Consider the following 20997-nt stretch of genomic DNA (forward strand, 5'->3'; position numbering starts at 1 on the left):
CCTACGTGCAGACAGGCCGACAGTCTCATGATCAGCAGCTTTTGTTAGAGCCAGTTAGCCGGGCAGCCGCCGGAAGACCGGCCGGGCCCAGCTCGGCGGCTCCGGCGGCGTCCCCGGATCCGCCGGGGCGGCCACGACCTGGAGGTCCACCTGCGTGGGCGGGTGCCCCTGCGCGCTGCCCGTGACCGCGGCGCGCAGCGCGGCCACGAACTCCAGGCAGGAGCCGTACCGGTCGTCGGGGCTCTTGGCCAGCGCCTTCGCGAGGACTCCGTCGAGGGCGCCGGGGCTGTCGGGGCGCTGCTCGGTCAGGCGGGGCGGCTGGTCGTACTGGTGGGCCCAGAGCAGCGCCATGTCGTCGTCGCGCTGGAAGGGCGGCCCGCCGGCCAGGCTCTCGTGGACGACGCAGGCGAGGCTGTAGACGTCGCACCTGCCGTCCACCGGGCGGCCCGAGATCTGCTCCGGCGCCACGTAGTCGAGCGTCCCGACGAACTGGCCCACGGAGGTGAACCCGGTCAGCGAGAGCGACTTCTTGGTCAGGCCGAAGTCCGTGAGGTAGACGTGCTCCGGGTGGTCGCTGTCGGTGCCCTTGGCCACGAGGATGTTGCCGGGTTTGACGTCGCGGTGGACGAGTCCGTGGTCGTGGGCCGCGTCGAGCGCGGACGCGACCTGCGCGGCGATGCGCAGGGCCGTGCCGACGGGAAGGGGGCCCGAGCGGTCGAGGAGGTGGCGCAGGTCGAGCCCGGGGACGTAGCGCATGGCGATGTAGAGCACGCCGTCGGTCTCGCCCGCCTCGAAGACCGGCACGATGTGCGGGTGCTCGATCGCTGCGGCCACCCGCGACTCGTGCGTGAAGCGCTGCCGGAACGTGTCGTTGCGGGCGAGTTCGGGGGCGAGCAGCTTCAGGGCGACGGTCCGGTCCAGGCGCAGGTCCTTGGCGCGGTAGACGACGGCCATGCCGCCGCGCCCGATCTCGCTCTCGACCCGGTAGCCCGCGATCTGCTTCCCGACCAGGTCGGACGGGCGCCCGGAGTGCGGACTGCCGCTCGACGGCGCCGCGCGCGGCGCGGTCCCCATCAGGCGTCACCGGGCCGGTGCGGCGGGCCGGGGTCGACCGTGACGGGTGGGATGCGCCGGGTGGGGTCCTCGCCGTAGGGGTCGGGGGCGGGATCCGGCACGGCCTCGACCACCTGTGTCGGCTCCGGCCCCGCGACCGGCGCCCCACCCGCCCCCTCGCCGTGCGCGCTCGGCCCCTCCCCCGTCGCGTACGTACTGAGCCGCGCCCCGTCGCAGTACACCCACCGCTCGTGTTCCGCGTCGTAGAGCCACATCGACTCGCCGTCCACGATCATGCCCACGCGCAGGCCGCGGGTCCGGCGGCGGAAGGACTCGCCGTCCGTCCCGCCGTCCGCGAGTTCCTCCGCCGCGCGCCGGTAGCGGGCCAGGGCGTCCTCGGACCGTGCCAGGAGGGGGCGCGGGTCCGCCGTGCGGGCCGGCGGGTGGCCCGCGGCCGGTGGATCGTGCGGCACGGCGACCAGGAGGCGGCCGTCGACCCAGGCCGACCAGCCGTTGGCGCAGACGATCCGGCCCCAGTCGCCGAGCCGGTCGACCAGTTGCACGGGCAGCAGCGCGTCGAGCGGCGTCGTGGGCCGGTTCGCGTCCGGCGCCTCCCAGGCGGGCAGCCCGTCCTGGGGGACGACGTGGGTGGGGCGGAAGTCCGCAGTGGTCATCGCGTCTGCTCCTGCTCGCCGCTCGCTACTTCCGCATGACCGCGGGTTCGTGCCGCCGCAGCAGCCTGGCGACCACGTATCCGAAGCCGACCGAGAGGGCCACCAGCATGCCCATGTTGAGCAGCCAGACCCCCGTGGAGTGCCGGAACAGCGGGTCGGCCGTCAGCTCGCCCGGGACGATCCTGCCGAGGTCGATGGTCCCCGCCATCGCGCCCAGCGCCCACCGCGAGGGCACGAGCCACGCCAGCTGCTCGACGCCGGGCACCCCGTGGAGCTTCAGGAGCGCGCCGCAGAACACCACTTGGACGATGGCGAGGAGCACGAGCAGCGGCATCGTCACCTCTTCCTTGCGGACCAGGGCCGAGACGAGCAGGCCGAGCATCATGGCCGTGAAGGCCAGCAGGGCCACCGCCACGGTGATCTCGGCCAGTGGCGGCAGCAGCACTCCCTCGCCCCGGGGCGCGTTGAGGTCGACGCCCAGCAGGGCCACCAGGGTCAGCACGACGGCCTGCAGCACGGTGATCGTTCCGAGCACGACGACCTTGGACATCAGGTACGCCGATCTGGACAGCCCCACGGCCCGTTCGCGCTGGTAGATGACCCGTTCCTTGACGAGTTCCCGCACGGCGTTGGCGGCACCGGTCAGGACTCCGCCCACACAGAGGATGAGCAGCGCGTTCATCGCCGTCTCCTGGGTCAGCCTGCTCCCGGCCAGGGCGCGGGCCATGGCGCCCATCACGAACGGCAGCGCGATCATGATCGCGAGGAAGGTCCGGTCGGCGCCGAGGGCGGCCGCGTACCGCCGCACCAGGGTGCGCAGTTGGGACCCCCAGCTCTGCGCCTTCGGCGGCGGCGCGAAGGCGGTACCCCGCCCCGGGCCGCCTGCCGCGGCGACCGCGCCGCCCTGCGGCAGGAGGTACGGCTGCGCGGAGGAGTTGACGATGTACCGCTGGTGGAACGGCGACTGCCGGTAGCCCGCCGCCCAGTCCCGGTCGCGGTCCCCCTCGAAGGCCTCGAACGCCTCGGGCCACTGGTCGAAGCCGAAGAACGGGAGCGCGTCCTGCGGCGGCCCGTAGTAGGCGATCCTGCCGCCCGCCGCGAGCACCAGGAGCCGGTCGCACACGTCGAGGCTGAGCACGCTGTGCGTGACGACGATGACGGTGCGGCCGTCGTCGGCGAGGCCGCGCAGCATGTGCATCACCGAGCGGTCCATGCCGGGGTCGAGCCCGGACGTCGGCTCGTCGAGGAAGAGCAGCGACGGCTTCGTCAGGAGTTCGAGGGCGACGCTCACGCGCTTGCGCTGGCCGCCGGAGAGGCTGTGGATGGGCTGGTCGACGCGCTGCTCCAGGCCGAGTTCGCGGATGACCTCGTCGACCCTGGCCCGGCGTTCCGCCTTCTCGGTGTCCTGGGGGAAGCGCAGTTCGGCGGCGTATCCGAGGGCCCTGCGCACGGTGAGCTGGGCGTGCAGGATGTCGTCCTGCGGGACGAGCCCGATGCGCTGGCGGAGCTCGGCGTAGTCGCGGTAGAGGTCTCGGCCGTCGTAGAGCACGGTGCCGCCGTCGGCGGGGCGCAGGCCGGTGAGGGCGTTGAGGAGGGTGGACTTCCCCGCGCCGCTGGGGCCGACGACGGCGAGCAGGCACTTCTCGCCGACGGGGAAGGAGATCCGGTCGAGGAGCGTCTTGCGGCCCCGGTCGACGGCGACCGTCAGCTCCTGCACGTCGAGCGACACCTCGCCCGTGTCGACGTACTCCTGCAGCTGGTCCCCGACGAGGCAGTACGCGCGGTGGCCGACGCCGACGATGTCCCCGGGCATGACCTGGGCGCGGGCGACCGACTGGCCGTTCAGATAGGTGCCGTTGTGGCTGCCGAGGTCCACGATCTCGTACCTGCCGTCGGCGAGGAAGCGCAGCTCGGCGTGGCGGCGCGAGACCACCAGGTCGTCGATGACCAGGTCGTTGTCGGCGGCACGGCCGATGCGGACGGTGCGGGTGGGCAGCGGGCGCACGGTCGTCGGCTGCCGGAAGGTGCCGGTGGCCGAGGGCGTGCGGACGCCGGAGGGGCGTTCGGGGGCGGCGGGCGCGGGCGGCTCCCGGCCGACGAGCACCGCGCGCGGGCCGTCGGTGACGTTGCCGAAGCGGATGACGCTGCCGGGTCCGACGCCGCACTCGTGGACGCGCGTCCCGTCGGCGTAGGTGCCGTTCGTGCTGTGCTCGTCCGCGATCGTCCAGTGGTCCAGCTCGGCGTGCAGGACGGCGTGGTGCCAGGAGACGCGGGCGTCGTCGATGACGACGTCGCTCAGCGGGTCACGGCCGACGTGATAGTCCCGGCTCGGACTCATCACCGTGGAGCCGGTGTCGGTCTCGAGGACGAGTTCGGGCGCAGTCGGCGTCACGGGCCGCTTCCCCATGCCCGAATTCTACCTATTCGCACAGATTCACGCCTGCCGTCAGGCGTCCCCGTACGCCTCTCCCCCGAGCTCGAACCCCGCGCTGCCCGCCGTGGCATCCGCGAGCCACGCCCTGAAGGCCGCGACGTCGGCGTCGGGCAGGCCGATCTCGATGGTCACCGCGTCCCCGTAGCGCACGTCCCGCACGTCGCGCCCCGCCGACCGCAGGTCGTTCTGAATCTTGCCCGCGCGCTGGTGGTCGACGGTGACGGTGGCCAGGCGGAAGCGGCGGCGGGTGTGGGTGCCGAGCGTGTCCAGGGCCTCGCCGACGGCGCCTCCGTAGGCGCGGATCAGACCGCCCGCGCCGAGCTTGACGCCTCCGTAGTAGCGGGTCACGACAGCGACGACGTAACGCATGTCGCGCCGCAGGAGCATCTGGAGCATGGGGACACCGGCAGTACCGCCCGGTTCGCCGTCGTCGCTCGCCTTCTGCACGGAGGCGTCGGCGCCGATGACGTACGCGAAGCAGTTGTGGGAGGCCGTCGGATGTTCCTTGCGGACGCGGGCGACGAAGTCCTGGGCCTCCTGCTCGGTGGCGGCGGGTGCGAGCGCGCACAGGAAGCGCGAGCGGTTGATCTCGGTCTCGTGCACGCCCTCGCGGGCCACGGTGCGGTACTCGTCCTGCATCAGGCCACCCTATGCGCTCGTTCTGCGGGGCCCCGCGCGGCGGCCACCAGGGCCTGATCGGGGCTCCGGGACCACACCGCGCGGGCCGCCGGTACAGTGATCGATCGTGACGTCACCCTCGAAGTCCACCGGCGAAGTATCCGACGAGACCGGCATATTGAGCACTCTCCTGGCCGGAGAGCCCGTCTTCGTGGTCGAGACCCGCGAGGATCCGGCCGACGCCGTCCTCTTCCCCGAAGAGGTCGCGTACGTGGCGAAGGCCGTGCCGAAGCGGCAGCGCGAGTTCACCACGGCGCGCCACTGCGCCCGCACCGCGCTCGCCCGCATCGACGTGCCGCCCGGGCCCATCCTGCGCGGCGACAAGGGCGCGCCGGTGTGGCCCGCCGGCGTCGTCGGCAGCATGACGCACTGCCTGGGCTACCGCGCCGCGGTCGTCGCCCGCGCGGGCGACGTCACCTCGGTCGGCGTCGACGCCGAACCGGCCGAGCCGCTGTCCGACCCGGGCGTCCTCGACCTGGTCAGCGACAAGAAGGAGCGCGCCGCACTGGCCGCGCTCGCCGTCACGGAACCGTCCGTCCCGTGGGACCGGCTGCTCTTCAGCGCCAAGGAGTCCGTCTACAAGGCGTGGTTCCCGCTCGCCAAGCGCTGGCTCGGCTTCGAGGACGCGCACCTGGAGATCAGCGCGGACGGCACGTTCACCGCCGAGCTCCTGGTGGCGGGTCCGGTGGTCGCGGGCTCGGAGCTGACCGGGTTCTCCGGTACCTGGCTGGTACGGGACGGGGTCGTCGTGACGGCCATCGTGATGCGGGCGGAGCAGGCGGGGTAACACCCCGCGCATGGCCGTGAACCCCGGGCGCGCGTGCGCGCCCGGGGTTCACGGCCATGCGCACCCGGGGCCACGCGTACGCGCGTGGCCCTGCCCCTAGGCGAGCCCCGCCAGCGTCCCCCAGAACATCTCCTCGTAGTCCTGCAGCAGCCGCCCCTGCCGCCCCTGCCGCAGCGCCGTGGTGGGCGTGAGGCGTTCCAGGTCGATGCCCTCCTGGAGCGCGGCGAGGGTCGCGCGGTCGAGGTCCGGCGCGGGCCCGGCGAAGAAGTCGAAGAAGCCGCAGGCCTCGTCGGAGAAGCCGTAGCGTCCGCGCAGCGCCTCCGCGAGCGCGCCGCAGTAGCCGCCCCACGCCGCGAAGTTGGCGGTCAGAGCGAGCACCGCGTCGGCCGGTTCGGCGTTCAGGGCGAGCCACGCCACGTATGCGGGATAGGTCTGGCAGCCCGCCGTCGGGACGTACACCGCCGCCTGCTCCGCGTCCACCCCGCACGCGGCAAGCAGCGGGCCGAGCCGGTCGAGGGCCACCGCCTCCCCCTCGGCGAGGGAGGCGAAGAAGGCCGCACAGGCGAGCAGGCCCGCGTCGGCGGAGCGGGCGGCCAGATGCAGGAAGGACCGGCGGTCGGCCGGGATGACCCGGCACTGCTCCAGGGCGAGGGCGGCGAGCGCGCGCCGGTCGGCGCCGCCGTCCGTGACGAGGGGGACCAGGGGATTCGCGTGCGGCTTAGGGGCGAGCTCCGCCGTCGCGCTCTCCAGGAGTTCGCGTGCCGTGCGGTGCGAGCGCTCGGGGGGCGTCGATGTCATCGGTCGGCCTTTCCGTGCGGGCGGAACTTACGTGACCTACGGGACTTTTCGGCATAGCTGCCGCGGATGCTAACTTCTACAGTGCTGTAGAAATTGGTCGGCAGCAACTGCCGGCACCAACTGATGGAGTTTTTCCATGGCCCTGTGGGACCGCTTGAAGGAATCCGCGTCGACGATGCAGGCGCAGCTGACGGCGAAGAAGAACGACCTCACGAGCGGGGCCTTCCGCGACTCCAGCATGGCGATGTGCGCGCTCGTCGCCGCCGCCGACGGCACCGTGGACGCCGCCGAGCGACAGCGCGTCGCGCAGCTCATCGCCACCAACGAGGTGCTCCAGAACTTCGCCGCGGACGACCTGCGGCGCCGCTTCGACGCGTACGTGGACAAGCTGACGGCCGACTTCGCGTTCGGCAAGGTGAGCGTGTTGCAGGAGGTCGCGAAGGCCAAGAAGAAGCCCGCCGAGGCGCGCGCCGTCATCCAGATCGGCATCGTCATCGGCGGCGCCGACGGCGACTTCGACAAGGACGAGCAGGCCGTGGTGCGCGAGGCGTGCTTCGCCCTCGACCTGCCGCCGCACGAGTTCGACCTCTGACGGTCCGTCACAGCGGCGTGGCCGCCCGCAGCACGAGCACCATCGTCACCGTCGCGTTCGCCGAGGACATCGCGGACACGGCGGTGCCGCACGCGGCGCCCCAGAGCGCCAGGCCCATCGCCGTGAACAGCGAGGGCCTGGTGCGGGCGGCGGGCGCCGGGCCGAGGAGGGCGGCGACGCGGCGCGGCACCGGACCCACCGCGGCAAGACCCGCAAGACCCGCCGGCGCGGCCGTGCGCGGGCGCGCGAGCGCCGCCTTGCCGATGGCCCGCGCGACCACACGCCGGTCCCGTACGACCGCCGCGGCCTCCTCGTCGGCCCATCGCTCGGCGGTGTACGCGGTGGCCGTGCGCAGCGGCCGCAGGAACGGGTTGGCGCGCGCGGCCAACTGCGTGACCAGCAGGAACCGGTGGTGGCGCGCGGCGAGATGGGCTCGCTCGTGGGCGAACAGGGCGCGGCGTTCGGCGGGTTGGAGCCGGTCGAGCAGGGCGCGGCTGACGACGACACGCCCGTGCGGCGCGCGGCGCCCGCGCCGGGTCCGGCCCCCGGCCCGGCGCTCCTTCCCGGGCAGCGCGTAGGCGTACGCCTCCGTCGCGTCCGGCAGCACGGCCACCGACGTACCGGGCAACCCCGCGAGCGCCCGCCACCCCCGGCGGCGTACCGTCGCATGCCGCCACAGCGTGCGCGCCAGCGCCCCGCAGACGATCGTCAGCGCCGGGATCGCGGCCCGGCCCGCGACCTCGTCGTACGGCAGCGCGGCGCGGACCTCCGGGTCCGACCAGCCGTCGGGCAGCGGGTTGCCGGGGAGTTGGGCGGTGCCGACGACCATGAGCAGGGCCAGGCAGAGCGTGCTGCACAGCGCCATCACGGCGGCCAGAGCGGTCAGCAGGCGGGTCGCGGTGCGCGGGTGCAGATGCTGGGCGGCGAGCCGGGCGACCGGCCAGGCGGTCAGCGGCAGCACGAGCGGCAGGAAGACGAAGAGCCCCATGCGTCCGGTCAGTCCTCCGCGGTGGCGGCGCCGCCCGCGTCGCCGAGCAGATCGCGCAGCAGCCGCTCGTCGTCGGCGGACAGGGTGGTGACGAAGCTGGCGAGCACCGCCGAGCGGTCGCTCTCGCCGTCGAGGACCTTGCGCATGCGCAGCGCGGCGAGCCCGGCCTCGTCGGCGGTGGAGCGCCAGACGAAGGAGCGGCCCGCGCGTTCACGTGTCACCACGTTCTTGGCGAGCAGCCGCGTGAGGATCGTCATGACCGTCGTGTACGCGAGATCGCCGCCGAGGCGTTCCTGCACCCAGGCCGCGCTCACCGGCCCGCGCGCGCCGTGCAGCGCCGCGAGCACCTGGGCCTCCAGCTCGCCCTGCCCGCGCCTGCGCGGACGCGGCCCCTCCGGCCCGTCTCCGTGCTGCGTCATGCCGTGTCCTCGCCTCCCGTCGCGGTGTGCCGCGCCTGCCGCTGCCGCCCGCACTCCGTCGCCTCGCACTCCCCCCGCATCACATACATCACGTATGTCGCGTACGTCTCACAGGGAGCGCCACATCGTAACGGCCGGAAGGGGCCATGCCCCGTCGCACGCTTCTACACTCATGTAGATTCTAAGTCCCGGTCCTGACCACGGCCGGGAGCGAATCTCGGTAGCGGACCACAGGAGGACACGTGGGAGTTTCCCTCTCCAAGGGCGGCAATGTCTCGCTGAGCAAGGAGGCGCCCGGCCTCACCGCCGTGCTGATCGGCCTGGGCTGGGACGTGCGGACGACCACCGGCACGGATTACGACCTCGACGCCAGCGCGCTGCTCTGCGACGACTCCGGAAAGGTCGTCTCCGACCAGCACTTCGTCTTCTACAACAACCTCACGAGCCCCGACGGCTCCGTGGAGCACACGGGCGACAACCTCACCGGTGAGGGCGAGGGCGACGACGAGGCGGTCAAGGTCAACCTCGCCGGGGTGCCCCCGCAGATCACGAAGATCGTGTTCCCGGTGTCGATCCACGACGCGGAGAACCGCGGCCAGAGCTTCGGCCAGGTCCGCAACGCGTTCATCCGCGTGGTGAACCAGGCGGACAACCAGGAGATCGCCCGCTACGACCTCTCCGAGGACGCCTCCACGGAGACCGCGATGGTCTTCGGCGAGCTGTACCGCCACGGCGCCGAGTGGAAGTTCCGCGCCGTCGGCCAGGGCTACGCCAGCGGCCTGCGCGGCATCGCGTCGGACTTCGGCGTCAACGTCTGACGCCTGCCCGGCGGGGCCGCGGGCACGACGGCCGACCGCCCGGACGCGACGGCGGCGCGGGCCCGGGAATCCCCGGGCCCGCGCCGCCGTTGGCGTAGGGAGAGCGACGACACCTCTGGAGGCCCGACATGTACGGCGACCCCGCCACCGTCCGCAAGATCCTCACCGGACTCGGTGACACCTGGGCCGTCGTCGGCCTGTCGAACAACGAACGGCGCGCCGCGCACGGCGTCGCCGACGTCCTGCAGCGGTACGGCAAGCGGATCGTGCCCGTCCACCCGAAGGCGGAGACGGTGCACGGCGAGCAGGGGTACGCCTCGCTCGCCGACATCCCCTTCGAAGTCGACGTCGTGGACGTGTTCGTGAACAGCGACCTCGCGGGCGCCGTCGCCGACGAGGCCGTCGCCATCGGCGCGCAGGCCGTGTGGTTCCAGCTCGGCGTCGTCGACGAGGCGGCGTACGAACGCACGCGCGCGGCGGGCCTCGACGTGGTCATGGACCGGTGCCCCGCGATCGAGATACCGCGGCTCGGGCCGTCGGCGTAGGGCGTCAGAACGGGCGCTCCGGCCAGTCGAGGAGGCGTGCCCCGATCACCGCCGTCTGGAGGGTGTAGCGGTGCAGGGGGTCGGCGGGGTTGGTGCCGGTGAGGCGGTGGATGCGATCCAGGCGGTACGTCAGGGCGCGCACGCTGAGGTTCAGGCGGCGGGCAGCCTGGGCCGCGACGCAGCCGGTGTCGAAGTAGGCCGACAGGGTCTCGACGAGGGGTTCGGCGCCGCCCCGGGTCGCCCGCAGCGGGCCGAGGGTGTTCAGGACCAGGTCGGCCATGGCCTGCCGGTCGCGGCTGAGGACCGGGTAGACGAGGAGGTCGGCGGCGCGCAGGACGGGCGCGGTCAGGTCCAGGCGCTCGGCGAGGTCCAGCGCGCCGAGGGCTTCCTCGTACGACTGGACGACACCGCCGGGACCGGGCTGCGAGCGGCCGATGGCGACGCGGCCGCCCTCGGTGGCGGCGTGCGCCTGCGCGGCGAAGAAGTCGAGGACCTCGTCCTGGTCGCCGGGCGCCACGCACACCAGTCGGCCGTCCTTGGTGGTGACCAGGACGCTGCGGTCGCCGAAGCGGCCCGCGAGCGCGTGCTCGACGGCGCGCGGCGCCCGGTCGCCCTCCTCGTAGGCGGCCTCGCCCTGGGCGACGGCGACGGCGTGGGCCAAGGACAGGCGTAACCCGAAGCGTTCGGCGCGCTCGGCGAGCAGGCCCAGGTCGCTGCGGCCGTGCAACAGGTCGTCGATGAACTCCCGGCGCGCGGTCTCCTCCTGACGGATCGCCAGGCGCTGGGCGCGTTCGTATCCTTCGGCGAAGGCGTCGACGGCCTGCTCGACGGCGGCCAGCAAGGACTCGGCGGGCACCGGCCCGCCGGGGCCCGACCCGTACGCCCGCGTCGCCGCGAGGTGCGCGCCGACCAGCGCGCGCAGGCCGTACCCGGCGTCGGCCGCGCGCTCGCCGAGGGCGCGGCGCGACTCCAACTCCTCGCGGGTCAGGCCGCGGCCGGTGGCGGAGGCGTCGGCGAGTATCCCGGCGTAGCCGTCCAGGTAGTCGCCCGGTATGTCATGACTCGCCACCCGTACCCCCGACAGCCTGATCGTTCCCTGACGCCTTTCTCACGCATGGGGTGCGGGCGGAAGGGGTGGGGGGTCGGTGGGTAGAGGGGTGGCCGGCACCGCCGGTCCGTCGACGCGTGCTGTCACCGTCCGGCCTGCACGGACCGCGCGCGGGCCGGCCCTCATGCGCAGTCGGCGTGGGGCCAGGCGTCGCCCGAGGGCTCGGCGTCCGCAGGTCCGCCCGGCCGGTCCACAGCGCCACGCCCAGCGTCGGACCGGCTCCGCCCCGGCGCAAGCGCCACCGTGCACGGCGCGGCCCAGAAGAACGCCCCGGCGTCGTCGTACGCGTGCAACAGCGCACTGCTCCCCACCGCCAGCGCCTGCCCCGGCCCGGCCGGGTCCTGCCGGACCTCGACGACGACCACGGACCCGTCCGGCGCGGCCACTTCGGCCCGGCCGGACTCCGCATCGACCCACTCCGTGCGGACCGTGCACACCGAGCCGACGAAGTCGCGCGGCGCCGGACCGGTCCCGCCGTCCGGGCCCCGCGTCGACGAACGGGCCCGCTCACCCACCCCCCGCGCCAACAGCCGGACCAGCACGCGCGTCACGCCGTACGCGACGAGCGCCGCCACCACGAGCAGCCCCAGGTCCCCCGCCGCGTGCGCAAGCCCCGACCACCGCGTCCGCGCGAGCGCGACGGAGCCCGCCAGGCTCACCACCCAGCCGGTCCCCACCAGCAGCGACACGGCCACCGACACCGGCACCCCGCCGAGCCCGAAGGCGCCCAGATCGGCGTCCTCGTCGAAGCTGCCGGGCCGCCCGATGCCCACCGCGACGAGCAGCCAGAAGCACAGCACCACCACCATCGCCGAGGTGAAGGCCACGCCTGGGAACCCCACCGCCGCGTCGATCAACTCCCCCATGCCCCCGCCCCCTTGACCGGTCACGCACGGGGGCACGCACGTACCCGGGTGCCGGATCACGTTTCCGTGATCCGGCACCCGGGCCCTCGCCCCCCGTCCCTGCCGTCCCATCCTGACGCGACCGGGCCCTTCGACGCACTGCCATTTTCCGGCAATCTTTACGCGTTCTTGATGCCGCACCGGCGCACGGCCGTCGGCTGCGCCCCAACAGGGCAGGTGGGACGGGTGCGGTGGCAGCAGAGAGGGGCGGCCGTCAGCAGCCGGAGGGCGCGCGAAGAAGGCAGCGGGCGCGGGTGGCACGGGATGCCCCGAGTGGGGGGTTTGGCGCCCCTGACGTGCGGGGCGCCGAGCCGGGGCATCCCGTGCCGGTCTCGTATCGCGCGCCACGCGCGGCCCTGCACGGCCCGCGGCGTCGCCGGAAGACGGAACGTGCCGTGGACGCGGAAATCGTTGTCAGGCAGACTGCCGCTTCCGGCACGCGACTTCGGCGTTCATGACAACCGCATCCATGACAGGCACGACCGTACCGGGGTCCGTGCCCGCGGGAGCGTCGGAGTTCCGCCAGTGTCGGCATTCCGACGCCCACGAAAGGGAAGACGGTGGCATGGACGCGACGCCGGAGCAGACTCCGCCACCCCCGCACGCGCCGGTGCTCGCCGGGCTCGGCGTCGGCCCCGACGACGAGCGCGTGTACCGCGCGCTCCTGGCGGCACCGGGTTCGACGCTCGACGCGCTCGCGGCGGCCACCGGCCGCACCGAGGAGCGCGTGCGGGGGCATGTGCGCTCGCTGGCCGAGCTGGGCCTCCTGACGGGAGCCGCGGACGGCACCGGGCGGCTCACCCCGGCCCCGCCCGACGTGGCGCTCGAAGTCCTCGCACTGCGCCGCCAGGAGGAGATCGCGCACGCGCGCCTCGCCGCGGCCGGGCTCGCCGAGGAGTTCCGGGCCGGGCGGCTGCGCGGCGAGGGCTCGCCGGTACAGGTGCTGCGCGGCCGCGAGGCGATCGCCCAGCAGTTCTTCCAGACCCAGCAGATGGCCAAGAGCGAGATGCTGATCCTGGACAAGCCGCCCTACGTGGTGGAGCCGTTGCGGCGTCAGGACACCGTGCAGCGCGAACGCCTCGACAAGGGCCTGCGCTATCGGGCGATCTACGACCAGGCGGGCCTCGACGGCCCCGGCCGCGTCGAGGCGACCCGGGACCTCGCCGAGCGCGGCGAGGAGAGCCGGGTCCTCGCGGACGTACCGCTGAAGCTGGTCGTCGCCGACCGCAAGGTGGCACTCGTGCCGTTCGTGCTGCCCAGCGAGGAGGAGATCCTGGTCCTCCAGCAGTCCGCGCTCCTCGACGGCCTGATCGCCCTCTTCGAGCTCCTCTGGCAGCGCGCCACCCCCCTGTGGCCCGCCGCCCCGGCCGCCCACGCCGGCCTCTCCCCCGACGACGAGCTGCTGCTCGCCCATCTCCGCGCCGGGCTCACCGACAGCGCCATCGCCCGCCGCCTGGGGGTCGCCCAGCGCACGGTCGAGCGCCGCATGAGCCGGATCATGGCGGTGCTCGGGGTGCGGACGCGGTTCCAGGCGGGGGTCCGGACGACCGCGCTGTACGGCCACGGTGACGACGGCCGCGCGGGTCAGGGTCTTACGGAACGGTGACGCGGGGCCGCGGCACGCGCCGACCGGGCCCTTCGCTGCCTAGCGTGGCGGCATGCGGGTACTGATCACCGGCGGAGCCGGGTTCATCGGAACACACATCGTCGACACGCTCCTGGCGCGCGGCCACGAAGTCGTCTCCTACGACGCCGTCCTCGCGTCGGCGCACAGCCGGCCGCCGCGCGCGGCCCGCCCGGGCGAGCGTCTCCTCGTCGGGGACGTGCGCGACCCCGAGGGCGTGGCGGCGGCCCTGGCCGGGGTCGACGCGGTGTGCCACCAGGCGGCGATGGTGGGCCTCGGCAAGGACTTCGCGGACGCGCCCTCGTACGTCGGCTGCAACGACCTGGGCACGGCGGTGCTGCTCGCCGCGATGGCGCGGGCGGGGGTGCGGGACCTGGTGCTCGCCGGGTCGATGGTCGTCTACGGAGAGGGCCGGTACGTGTGCGCGCGGCACGGGGTCGTACGGCCGGGGCCGCGCGCCGAGACGGATCTGGCGGCGGGGCGGTTCGAGCCCCGCTGCCCGTCCTGCGGCGCGGAGTTGGCGCCGGGCCTGGTGGCCGAGGACGCGCCCGTCGACCCGCGCAACGTGTACGCCACGACGAAGCTCGCGCAGGAGCACCTGAGCGCGGCGTGGGCCCGCTCGACCGGCGGCCGCGCGGTGTCGCTGCGCTACCACAACGTGTACGGCCCCGGCATGCCCCGCGACACGCCCTACGCCGGGGTGGCCGCCCTGTTCCGCTCGGCGCTCGCCCGCGGTGCGGCGCCGCGCGTCTTCGAGGACGGGGGCCAGCGGCGGGACTTCGTGCACGTACGGGACGTGGCGGCGGCCGGGGCGACGGCCCTGGAGTCCGTACGGGACGCGGGGGCCGGGTCGTTCACCGCGTACAACACGGGCAGCGGCGACCCGCACACCGTCGGCGAGATGGCGCGCGCCCTCGCCGAGGCCCACGGCGGGCCCGCGCCGGTGGTCACCGGGGAGTACCGGCTCGGCGATGTGCGGCATGTGACGGCGGACTCGGCGCGGCTGCGAGCGGCACTGGGGTGGCGGCCCGAGGTCGGATTCGCCGAGGGGATGCGGGAGTTCGCGGGGGTGGCGCTGCGGTGAGACACGCCGGGGCCGCGGTGCCGCTGCGGTGGTCCTACGCCGGTCCCGCCGGAGGCAGGACCACCTCGAAGCGGCAGCCTCCGGAGACGTTGCGTACCGCCGCGCGGCCCTCGTGGGCCTCGACGATGCCGCGCACGATGGCGAGGCCGAGGCCCGCGCCCGCCGGGGGCGTACGGGCGTGGGTGCCGCGCCAGCCGGTGTCGAAGACCCGGCCCAGGTCCTCCTCCGGGATGCCTCCGCAGCCGTCCGTCACGGACAGCACCACCCCGTCGTCCGAGCACTCCGCCGCGATCGCGACCGTGCCGTCGGCCGGAGTCCGCCGGATCGCGTTGACCAGCAGGTTCCCCAGGACCCGGCTCATCTCCTTGCTGTCGACCTCGATCGGCACCGCGTCGATGCGCCGCCCCACGAGCCGCACACCGTGCTCCCGCGCCAGCGGGTCCGCCCCGGCGAGCGCGTCGCCCACGAGGTCGTACGCGGAGATCCGCGCGGTCGACAGGGCGAGCGCGCCCGCGTGGATGCGGGAGAGTTCGAAGAGGTCGCCGACCATGCCGTTCAGGCGCTCCACTTCCGTGCGGATCTGACGCAGATAGCGGTCGGGGTCCGCGGCGACGCCGTCCTCCAGGGCCTCCGCCATGGCCCGCAGACCCGCGAGCGGTGTCCGCAGGTCGTGCGAGATCCAGGCGACCAGCTCACGGCGGGAGCTCTCCAGGGCCCGCTCGCGCTCCCGGGACTCGGCGAGCCGCGCGCTGGTCGACTCCAGCTCCCGGGTGAGGGCCGCGAGTTCGGCGGTCGCGGGCTCGTCGGGCGCGGCGAAGCTGCCGCCCGTACCGAAGGAACGGGCCGCCAGCGTCAGCGCCTTGCTGCGGGCCACCACCCACCGGCCGAGGATCAGCGCGGTCGCGAGGGACACCACGGCCGCCATGGCGACCACCACGGTGACGACCGTCAGGTCGTGCCGGGACAGGAACATCTGCCAGGCCACGGCCAGCGTCCCGGCGAGCATCGCCGTCACGGCCACGGCGGCGACGACGGTCAGCGAGACGACCAGCGAGCGGTGGCGCAGGAGGCGCAGGACGAGGGCGCCGAGGAGTCCGGCGGCGGCCGCGCCGAGGAAGGCGTAGAGGGCGATGAGGAGGATGTCGGTCATGGTCGGGGGGTGCCCTCTCCGGGCGGGGTGTGCGGGGGCTTGGGCGGGGCGGGAGTTGCGGCGGTGGCGGTGGGGGCCGTGCCCGGGGCGGTGGCCGCGCCCGGGTCTGCGGGAGCCCCGCCCGGAGCCTCGACCGCGTCCGCCGGAACCGGGCCCGGGGTGTCGACCGAGCGTGCCGGAACCGGGCTCGCGGCAACCTCGTCCACGGCTCCCGCATCCGCCACGTCCGCGCCCGCCCCCGAGTCCGCCCCGTCGAGCCGGTACCCGACCCCCCACACCGTCTGGATCAGCCGCGGCGCCGCCGGATCGTCCTCCACCTTCCCGCGCAGCCTGCGCACATGGACCGTGACCGTGGACAGGTCGCCGAAGTCCCAGCCCCACACCTGCCGCATCAACTCCTCCCGGCCGAAGGCCCGGCCGGGGTAGCGCAGGAAGAACGCGAGGAGGTCGAACTCCCGCACCGTCAGAGCGAGTTCGGTGCCGTTCTTGGTGGCGCGGCGGGCCGCCGGGTCGAGGGCGAGGCCCGCCGCGCACAGGAGCGAGCCGCCGGGGCGGGGGCGGGGCGCGGACGCCCGGCTGCGGCGCAGCACCGACTCCACGCGCAGCACCAGCTCGCGCGGGCTGAACGGCTTGGTGACGTAGTCGTCGGCCCCTATCTCCAGGCCCAGGATCCGGTCGTCCTCGTCGCCCCGCGCGGTCAGCATGATCACGGGCACGGGCCCCCGCTCCCGGAGCCGACGGCAGACCTCCAGGCCGTCCATGCCGGGCAGCATCAGGTCGAGCACGACGAGGTCGGGCCTGCGGGCGGCGGCGCGTTCGAGGGCGGCGGGGCCGTCCTCCGCCTGCTCGACCTCGTACCCGGCGCGGTCCAGATAGCCGGTGACGACCTCCGCGACGGTGCGGTCGTCGTCGACGACGAGCACACGGGCGGCGGGGCCGGTGCCGGGCGGTGCGGGCTCGCGGGTGCCGGGGCCGGTACCAGTGCCGGGGGGTGGTGTCTCCATGCGACAAGCGTCGCACCACGTGCTCGCGCGCGCGGACCCCGAGGGGCTCCGGCCTGCGGTTGTCCTCGTTTCGTAAGGACTGGACGCAGGACTGGACGCAGGGGCGGTCGTCAGGGCTGGCAGCGGGGGCCGACGGCCAAGTCCGGGAAGGCCCGGCGCCCCCGACCCACCCCGGTTCGACGTCCGCGTTTCGTAAGGAGACGGCGCCCGTTTTGCCCCTTTTCGCTTCGTAGGGTGAATGCCGTGAACCACTCCTCCCCCGACGCCCACGGTCTCCTCGGCGCCTCCGGCTCCCCGGCCTCGGCCGCCGCCCCGGACCCCGCCGCCGCGCCTCCGCCGGCCGACATCGTCCTGCCCTGCCTCAACGAGGTCGACGCGCTGCCCTGGGTGCTGGCGCGGATCCCGGCGGGCTGGCGCGCCATCGTCGTGGACAACGGTTCCACGGACGGCTCCGCGGACCTGGCGCGCTCGCTCGGCGCGACCGTCGTGCACGAGCCGCGGCGCGGTTTCGGCGCCGCCTGCCACACGGGGCTCACCGCGGCCGACGCGGACGTGGTCTGCTTCTGCGACTGCGACGCGTCCCTGGATCCGGGCCTGCTCGAACCTTTCGTACGCGACGTGGCGGCGGGCCGCGCCGACCTCGTCCTCGGCCGTCGGCGCCCGCGGGCACGCGGCGCCTGGCCGCCCCACGCACGCGCGGGCAACCTCGCCCTGGCCCGGATGCTGCGCCGCCGCACCGGCCTGCGCCTGCACGACCTGGGCCCCCTGCGGGCGGCCCGCCGCACGGACCTGCTCGCCCTGGCCCTGACCGACCGGCGCAGCGGCTACCCGCTGCAGATGGTGGTCCGGGCCGCCGACTCGGGCTGGCGGATCGAGGAGCGGGACGTGCCCTACCTGCCGCGCGCCGGCAAGTCGAAGGTCACCGGTACGTGGCGGGGCACGTGGCAGGCGGTAGGGGACATGCGCGCGGTCCTCGCGGAGCCACCGGGCCCGGGCGCGGGGCCGACGCGGCCGACCCGCCCGACGCGGGAGGACTCGACGCGATGACACCCGACCTCACCCTCCTGATCATCGCCAAGGCCCCCCTCCCCGGCCGCGTGAAGACCCGCCTCACCCCGCCCTACACCCCCGACGAGGCCGCCCGGCTCGCCGAGGCCGCGCTCGTCGACACGCTGCGTGCCGTGCTCGCCGCGCCCGCGCGGCGGCGTGTGCTCGTGCTCGACGGGGTGCCGGGGCCTTGGCTCCCGGACGGCATCGAGGTGGTGCCGCAGGGCACGGGCGGACTGGACGAGCGGCTCGCCGGGGCGTTCGGCGCCTGTGCGGGGCCCGCGTTGCTGGTCGGCATGGACACCCCGCAGGTCTCGCCCGCACTCCTTGCGCCCGCGCTCGCGGCGGACGCCTGGCGGGCCGCCGACGCGTGGTTCGGGCCGGCGGCGGACGGCGGGTTCTGGGCGCTGGGGCTCGCCGCGCCCGATCCGGGGCTGCTGCGCGGGGTGCCGATGTCCACGCCGACGACGGGTGCCGTGCAGCGCGCCCGCCTCACCGCCGCGGGCCTGCGCGTGCGCGATCTGCCGGTGCTGCGGGACGTGGACACGGCGGCGGACGCGGCCGCGGTCGCGGCGGACGCCCCGCACACCCGGTTCGCCGCGGAACTGGCCCGCCTGGCCGGGGCCGGGCGCCGATGAGCACGGTCGTGCCGCGCCCGGACGCGGCTCCCTCGTGGTGCGCGGGACCGTACGCCGACGCGCTGCGCACCGGGCGCGGCCCGCTGTTCCTGCGGCGCCCGGACGGCTGGCTGCTGCCGCTCGACGTGGAGCGCTGGTGCGCGGCCCCGGACCCGGCCGACCTGTCGGCGCTGCGCCGCTGCGCGGGACCGGTCCTCGACATCGGCTGCGGCCCGGGCCGCCTCGTGGCCGCGCTCGCCGCCCTCGGCCGCCGCACGCTCGGCATCGACGTGAGCGAGGCGGCGGTCCGGCACACGCTGGAGCTCGGCGGCACGGCACTGCGCCGCTCGGTGTTCGAGACCCTGCCGGGCGAGGGGCGCTGGGGCACCGCGCTGCTCATGGACGGCAACATCGGCATCGGCGGCGACCCCGCCGCGCTGCTCGCCCGGGTGGCCGAACTCCTCGCCCCGCGCGGGCTGTTGATCGCCGAGACCGCGCCGGTCGACATCGACGAGCGGGTGCGCGTGCACCTCGACGACGGCCGCGGGCGGGCCGACCCCGACGAGGTGTTCCCGTGGGCCAGGATCGGCACGCCCGCGCTGCTCGGGTACGCCCGCGCGGCCGGTTGGCAGGTCGCCGACCAGTGGTCGGCGGACGGCCGCAGCTTCGTGGCGCTGCGCCGCCGGGACCCGCGCGAGGGAGCCGCCGGACGCGCCGCGCGGGGCGTACCGGACCCGCACCGGGCACACCCCGCGCAGCACCCCGCCGCACGTCAGCCCCGCCCTGTACCCGCCTCCCGCCCCGACCGCGACACCGACCACGTACGCACCGCGCACCACAGCGCCGACCCCGCGAACAGTGCCGCCGTCACCAGCAGCCACCGCGTCAGGAACACGCCGGCGGGCAGGGTCGTCGACCGTTCGTAGCGCGGGACCTGACGTGTGATCAGCGGATACCAGACCAGCAGGAGCAGCAGCGAGAGGGCCGCCGGGACGCGGACGTACATCGTCCGCTCCCGGTGCCCGCCGCCGCGCCCGCCGACGAGCGCCGTCACCGCCCGGTCGGCCGCCGCGTACACCGGCACCAGGACCAGGTCGTGCAGCAGCGCCGCGCCCACGAACCACACCACGACCATGACCCAGTCGTCGGCGAGCAGCCGCACGCCCGCGTAGAGCGCGAGCGCGAACGAGGCGAGCAGCAGCAGGAGGTGGAGCGGGCCTTCGCCGTACCAGCGCCGCAGCGGGGCGGACAGCCGTCTCGTCCGAGTCATCACAGTTCTCCGAAGGTGAGCCGGGACACCCATTTGGTGTTCAGTACGCCGGGGGCGGCGGGCACGATGACGCGGGCCGGGTAGCCGTGGTCCGGCGTCAGGTCGGCGCCGTTGACGCGCAGCGCGAGCAGGGAGCGGGCGTCGCGCACCTGGTTGTCGCGCAGGGCGGCCCGGCGGAAGGAGCCGCGCAGTTGGAGGGATTCCACGAGGACGCCGGGTGCGTCGGCGGCGTTCCCGTCGTATCCGGCGAGCGCGGCGAGGTCCCGCAGCCGTACGCCACTCCACGCCTGGTCGGACGTCGACCAGCCCTCGACGCAGGCGATGGGCAGGTCGGCGCTGTGCTGGGCGAGGTCGAGCAGGTCGGCGCGGGTCAGGCGCAGGGTGCGGCCGGGGCCGACGACGACGAGCCGCCAGGACTCGCCGGTGCGGTCGGCGCCGACGCCGACGGAGCGGGCGGTCTTGTTGATCTGGAAGGCGCCGGGGCCCCGGCCCGGTTCGTCGCCGCCGTGCGGGGCGAACAGCGCGGTGGCGCGCGGCCACCCGTCGAAGCTCTGCCCCGCGGTCGTCGCGAAGAGCAGCAGCGAGCCACCGCCGACGAGGCCGAGCGCGCCGCGCCGGGACACGGTGGGACCGGCGGGCCGGGGCGCGACGAGCCCGTCCGCCGCGTCGGGGCCGCGCCCCGAATCGCCGCCGCGCCCGGAGTCCTCTTCCGGCTCCCGCCCCTCGTGCGTACCCAGCCGCTCGCGCAGCCCGCCCGCCCGCAGCACCCGCACCGTCTGCGGCAGCTTCAGCGCCGCGTGGGCGACGAAGGCGCCGAAGAACACCCAGGCGCCGTAGAAGTGCAGCGGGTAGAAGGACCCCGGGAAGACGTACTCCAGTTGGACGTTGAGGACGCCGGTCACGAACACGAAGAGCGCGCCGCCCACGAGCAGGAGCAGCGAGAGCCGCTCCAGGGCGTGGCCGAGGGACCGCGCGGGCGGCAGCGCGAAGAGCTTCGGGAGCACCGACCACAGCTTGGCGAGGAGCACCGGGATCAGCGTGATCCCGACGGTGACGTGCAGGCCCTGGGTGAGCCGGTACAGCCAGTGCGGGTCGGTGGGCCAGGCGAAGAGGTAGAAGCCGAGCAGGCCCTTGTCGGGCGTCTTGTCGTTGACCGCCGCGAGGTCCGGGTTGTACGCGGCGTACGACAGCAGGCCGGTGACGAACAGGAGGGTCGTGCCGAACAGGAGCACCGTGCCGAGCACAGCGGTGAACCACGGCCCGCGCAGCGGGCTGCGCCAGAAGCCGGGCGCCGACGGCGAGTGCTCCTCGATCTTCCTCGGCGCTGCCCGGAGCAGCGTCCGAAGAGCGGTCCTGCGGGCGGGTGGGGGTGCGTCGCGCATGCTGCGTCCTCGACGGTCCG

At 74.7% G+C, this 20997-nt stretch carries 20 protein-coding genes and 2 pseudogenes; 9 read left to right on the plus strand and 13 right to left on the minus strand.

The genetic code is table 11. The annotated features are described in order from the left end of the window. Positions 1-54: 54 nt before the first annotated feature. The 4 genes from IE274_RS35300 to IE274_RS35315 are packed head-to-tail and all read right to left on the minus strand — an operon-like array spanning position 55 to position 4800. Positions 55-1074: a serine/threonine-protein kinase gene (locus IE274_RS35300; protein WP_190120031.1), complete on the minus strand. Its 1020-nt coding sequence runs from the start codon at positions 1072-1074 to the stop codon at positions 55-57. Next, on the minus strand, positions 1074-1727 hold the full coding sequence (locus IE274_RS35305) for a hypothetical protein (RefSeq protein ID WP_190120032.1): 654 nt from the start codon (positions 1725-1727) through the stop codon (positions 1074-1076). Before IE274_RS35305 ends, IE274_RS35300 begins: the two co-directional genes overlap by 1 nt. A 25-nt stretch (positions 1728-1752) precedes the next feature. Further along, the gene (locus IE274_RS35310; RefSeq protein WP_190120033.1) at positions 1753-4134 is read right to left on the minus strand and encodes an FHA domain-containing protein; all 2382 of its coding nucleotides are present in this window, start codon (positions 4132-4134) and stop codon (positions 1753-1755) included. 39 nt (positions 4135-4173) lie between these two features. After that, complete coding sequence (locus IE274_RS35315; RefSeq protein ID WP_190120034.1) at positions 4174-4800, minus strand: YigZ family protein; 627 nt, start codon at positions 4798-4800, stop codon at positions 4174-4176. A gap of 157 nt (positions 4801-4957) precedes the next feature. On the opposite strand from IE274_RS35315, the gene IE274_RS35320 reads away from it, so the two are divergent. Continuing rightward, positions 4958-5626, plus strand: a complete 669-nt coding sequence (locus IE274_RS35320; protein WP_190120120.1) for a 4'-phosphopantetheinyl transferase family protein — start codon at positions 4958-4960, stop codon at positions 5624-5626. A 96-nt stretch (positions 5627-5722) separates the two neighbouring features. On the opposite strand, the gene IE274_RS35325 is transcribed toward IE274_RS35320, so the two are convergent. Beyond that, a complete protein-coding gene (locus tag IE274_RS35325) occupies positions 5723-6424 on the minus strand; it encodes a transcriptional regulator (protein ID WP_190120035.1) in 702 nt (233 codons plus the stop codon). 136 nt (positions 6425-6560) lie between these two features. Here IE274_RS35325 and IE274_RS35330 point away from each other — a divergent pair, with 136 nt between their 5' ends. Next, positions 6561-7016: a tellurite resistance TerB family protein gene (locus tag IE274_RS35330; protein ID WP_164326594.1), complete on the plus strand. Its 456-nt coding sequence runs from the start codon at positions 6561-6563 to the stop codon at positions 7014-7016. Positions 7017-7023: 7 nt separating this feature from the next. On the opposite strand, the gene IE274_RS35335 is transcribed toward IE274_RS35330, so the two are convergent. Beyond that, positions 7024-8004, minus strand: a complete 981-nt coding sequence (locus IE274_RS35335) for a M48 family metalloprotease (RefSeq protein WP_190120036.1) — start codon at positions 8002-8004, stop codon at positions 7024-7026. An 8-nt stretch (positions 8005-8012) separates the two neighbouring features. Next, positions 8013-8423, minus strand: coding sequence for a BlaI/MecI/CopY family transcriptional regulator (locus IE274_RS35340; RefSeq protein ID WP_190120037.1), 411 nt, complete (start codon positions 8421-8423; stop codon positions 8013-8015). 242 nt (positions 8424-8665) lie between these two features. On the opposite strand from IE274_RS35340, the gene IE274_RS35345 reads away from it, so the two are divergent. Both IE274_RS35345 and IE274_RS35350 read left to right on the plus strand, forming a co-directional pair. Next, on the plus strand, positions 8666-9241 hold the full coding sequence (locus IE274_RS35345; protein ID WP_190120038.1) for a TerD family protein: 576 nt from the start codon (positions 8666-8668) through the stop codon (positions 9239-9241). A 128-nt stretch (positions 9242-9369) separates the two neighbouring features. Then, positions 9370-9786, plus strand: a complete 417-nt coding sequence (locus IE274_RS35350) for a CoA-binding protein (protein WP_190120039.1) — start codon at positions 9370-9372, stop codon at positions 9784-9786. 4 nt (positions 9787-9790) lie between these two features. Here IE274_RS35350 and IE274_RS35355 read toward each other — a convergent pair whose 3' ends face one another. Then, positions 9791-10855 (minus strand): PucR family transcriptional regulator, encoded by a 1065-nt coding sequence (locus IE274_RS35355; protein ID WP_190120040.1) that lies wholly within the window; start codon positions 10853-10855, stop codon positions 9791-9793. A gap of 161 nt (positions 10856-11016) precedes the next feature. Then, positions 11017-11760, minus strand: coding sequence for a hypothetical protein (locus IE274_RS35360; RefSeq protein WP_229910012.1), 744 nt, complete (start codon positions 11758-11760; stop codon positions 11017-11019). A 604-nt stretch (positions 11761-12364) separates the two neighbouring features. Between IE274_RS35360 and IE274_RS35365 the strand changes: the two genes are divergently transcribed. Continuing rightward, positions 12365-13405: a helix-turn-helix transcriptional regulator gene (locus tag IE274_RS35365; RefSeq protein WP_190120041.1), complete on the plus strand. Its 1041-nt coding sequence runs from the start codon at positions 12365-12367 to the stop codon at positions 13403-13405. Positions 13406-13457: 52 nt separating this feature from the next. Continuing rightward, on the plus strand, positions 13458-14507 hold the full coding sequence (locus IE274_RS35370) for an NAD-dependent epimerase/dehydratase family protein (RefSeq protein WP_190120042.1): 1050 nt from the start codon (positions 13458-13460) through the stop codon (positions 14505-14507). 34 nt (positions 14508-14541) lie between these two features. On the opposite strand, the gene IE274_RS35375 is transcribed toward IE274_RS35370, so the two are convergent. After that, a complete protein-coding gene (locus IE274_RS35375; RefSeq protein WP_190120043.1) occupies positions 14542-15657 on the minus strand; it encodes a sensor histidine kinase in 1116 nt (371 codons plus the stop codon). 245 nt (positions 15658-15902) lie between these two features. Next, a pseudogene (locus IE274_RS35380) lies at positions 15903-16661 on the minus strand (response regulator transcription factor); the annotation flags it as partial. A gap of 345 nt (positions 16662-17006) precedes the next feature. On the opposite strand from IE274_RS35380, the gene IE274_RS35385 reads away from it, so the two are divergent. The 3 genes from IE274_RS35385 to IE274_RS35395 are packed head-to-tail and all read left to right on the plus strand — an operon-like array spanning position 17007 to position 19251. Then, a complete protein-coding gene (locus IE274_RS35385) occupies positions 17007-17708 on the plus strand; it encodes a glycosyltransferase family 2 protein (protein WP_229910026.1) in 702 nt (233 codons plus the stop codon). Continuing rightward, positions 17705-18346 carry a TIGR04282 family arsenosugar biosynthesis glycosyltransferase gene (locus IE274_RS35390; RefSeq protein WP_190120045.1) on the plus strand — a complete coding sequence of 214 codons (642 nt, stop codon included), beginning with the start codon at positions 17705-17707 and terminating at the stop codon, positions 18344-18346. Before IE274_RS35385 ends, IE274_RS35390 begins: the two co-directional genes overlap by 4 nt. Then, the gene (locus IE274_RS35395; protein ID WP_190120046.1) at positions 18343-19251 is read left to right on the plus strand and encodes a class I SAM-dependent methyltransferase; all 909 of its coding nucleotides are present in this window, start codon (positions 18343-18345) and stop codon (positions 19249-19251) included. Before IE274_RS35390 ends, IE274_RS35395 begins: the two co-directional genes overlap by 4 nt. On the opposite strand, the pseudogene IE274_RS35400 reads toward IE274_RS35395, so the two are convergent. Further along, positions 19143-19595: pseudogene (locus IE274_RS35400) on the minus strand (hypothetical protein); the annotation flags it as partial. The gene IE274_RS35395 and the pseudogene IE274_RS35400 overlap by 109 nt on opposite strands. After that, entirely contained in the window at positions 19595-20977 is a 1383-nt protein-coding gene (locus IE274_RS35405) for a molybdopterin-dependent oxidoreductase (RefSeq protein WP_229910014.1), read from the minus strand. The gene IE274_RS35405 and the pseudogene IE274_RS35400, both read right to left, overlap by 1 nt. Between the last annotated feature and the right edge of the window lie 20 nt (positions 20978-20997).

It is taken from the genome of Streptomyces flavofungini (genome assembly GCF_014650815.1).
Classification (GTDB): domain Bacteria; phylum Actinomycetota; class Actinomycetes; order Streptomycetales; family Streptomycetaceae; genus Streptomyces; species Streptomyces flavofungini.

What these genes read in the sequence shown, in the direction of transcription:
- IE274_RS35375 (WP_190120043.1), bottom strand. Translation starts at nt 15,657, where the DNA reads ATGACCGACATCCTCCTCATCGCCCTCTACGCCTTCCTCGGCGCGGCC.
- IE274_RS35300 (WP_190120031.1), bottom strand. Translation starts at nt 1,074, where the DNA reads ATGGGGACCGCGCCGCGCGCGGCGCCGTCGAGCGGCAGTCCGCACTCC.
- IE274_RS35405 (WP_229910014.1), bottom strand. Translation starts at nt 20,977, where the DNA reads ATGCGCGACGCACCCCCACCCGCCCGCAGGACCGCTCTTCGGACGCTG.
- IE274_RS35325 (WP_190120035.1), bottom strand. Translation starts at nt 6,424, where the DNA reads ATGACATCGACGCCCCCCGAGCGCTCGCACCGCACGGCACGCGAACTC.
- IE274_RS35365 (WP_190120041.1), top strand. Translation starts at nt 12,365, where the DNA reads ATGGACGCGACGCCGGAGCAGACTCCGCCACCCCCGCACGCGCCGGTG.
- IE274_RS35330 (WP_164326594.1), top strand. Translation starts at nt 6,561, where the DNA reads ATGGCCCTGTGGGACCGCTTGAAGGAATCCGCGTCGACGATGCAGGCG.
- IE274_RS35315 (WP_190120034.1), bottom strand. Translation starts at nt 4,800, where the DNA reads ATGCAGGACGAGTACCGCACCGTGGCCCGCGAGGGCGTGCACGAGACC.
- IE274_RS35350 (WP_190120039.1), top strand. Translation starts at nt 9,370, where the DNA reads ATGTACGGCGACCCCGCCACCGTCCGCAAGATCCTCACCGGACTCGGT.
- IE274_RS35360 (WP_229910012.1), bottom strand. Translation starts at nt 11,760, where the DNA reads ATGGGGGAGTTGATCGACGCGGCGGTGGGGTTCCCAGGCGTGGCCTTC.
- IE274_RS35310 (WP_190120033.1), bottom strand. Translation starts at nt 4,134, where the DNA reads ATGGGGAAGCGGCCCGTGACGCCGACTGCGCCCGAACTCGTCCTCGAG.
- IE274_RS35335 (WP_190120036.1), bottom strand. Translation starts at nt 8,004, where the DNA reads ATGGGGCTCTTCGTCTTCCTGCCGCTCGTGCTGCCGCTGACCGCCTGG.
- IE274_RS35395 (WP_190120046.1), top strand. Translation starts at nt 18,343, where the DNA reads ATGAGCACGGTCGTGCCGCGCCCGGACGCGGCTCCCTCGTGGTGCGCG.
- IE274_RS35340 (WP_190120037.1), bottom strand. Translation starts at nt 8,423, where the DNA reads ATGACGCAGCACGGAGACGGGCCGGAGGGGCCGCGTCCGCGCAGGCGC.
- IE274_RS35370 (WP_190120042.1), top strand. Translation starts at nt 13,458, where the DNA reads ATGCGGGTACTGATCACCGGCGGAGCCGGGTTCATCGGAACACACATC.
- IE274_RS35305 (WP_190120032.1), bottom strand. Translation starts at nt 1,727, where the DNA reads ATGACCACTGCGGACTTCCGCCCCACCCACGTCGTCCCCCAGGACGGG.
- IE274_RS35390 (WP_190120045.1), top strand. Translation starts at nt 17,705, where the DNA reads ATGACACCCGACCTCACCCTCCTGATCATCGCCAAGGCCCCCCTCCCC.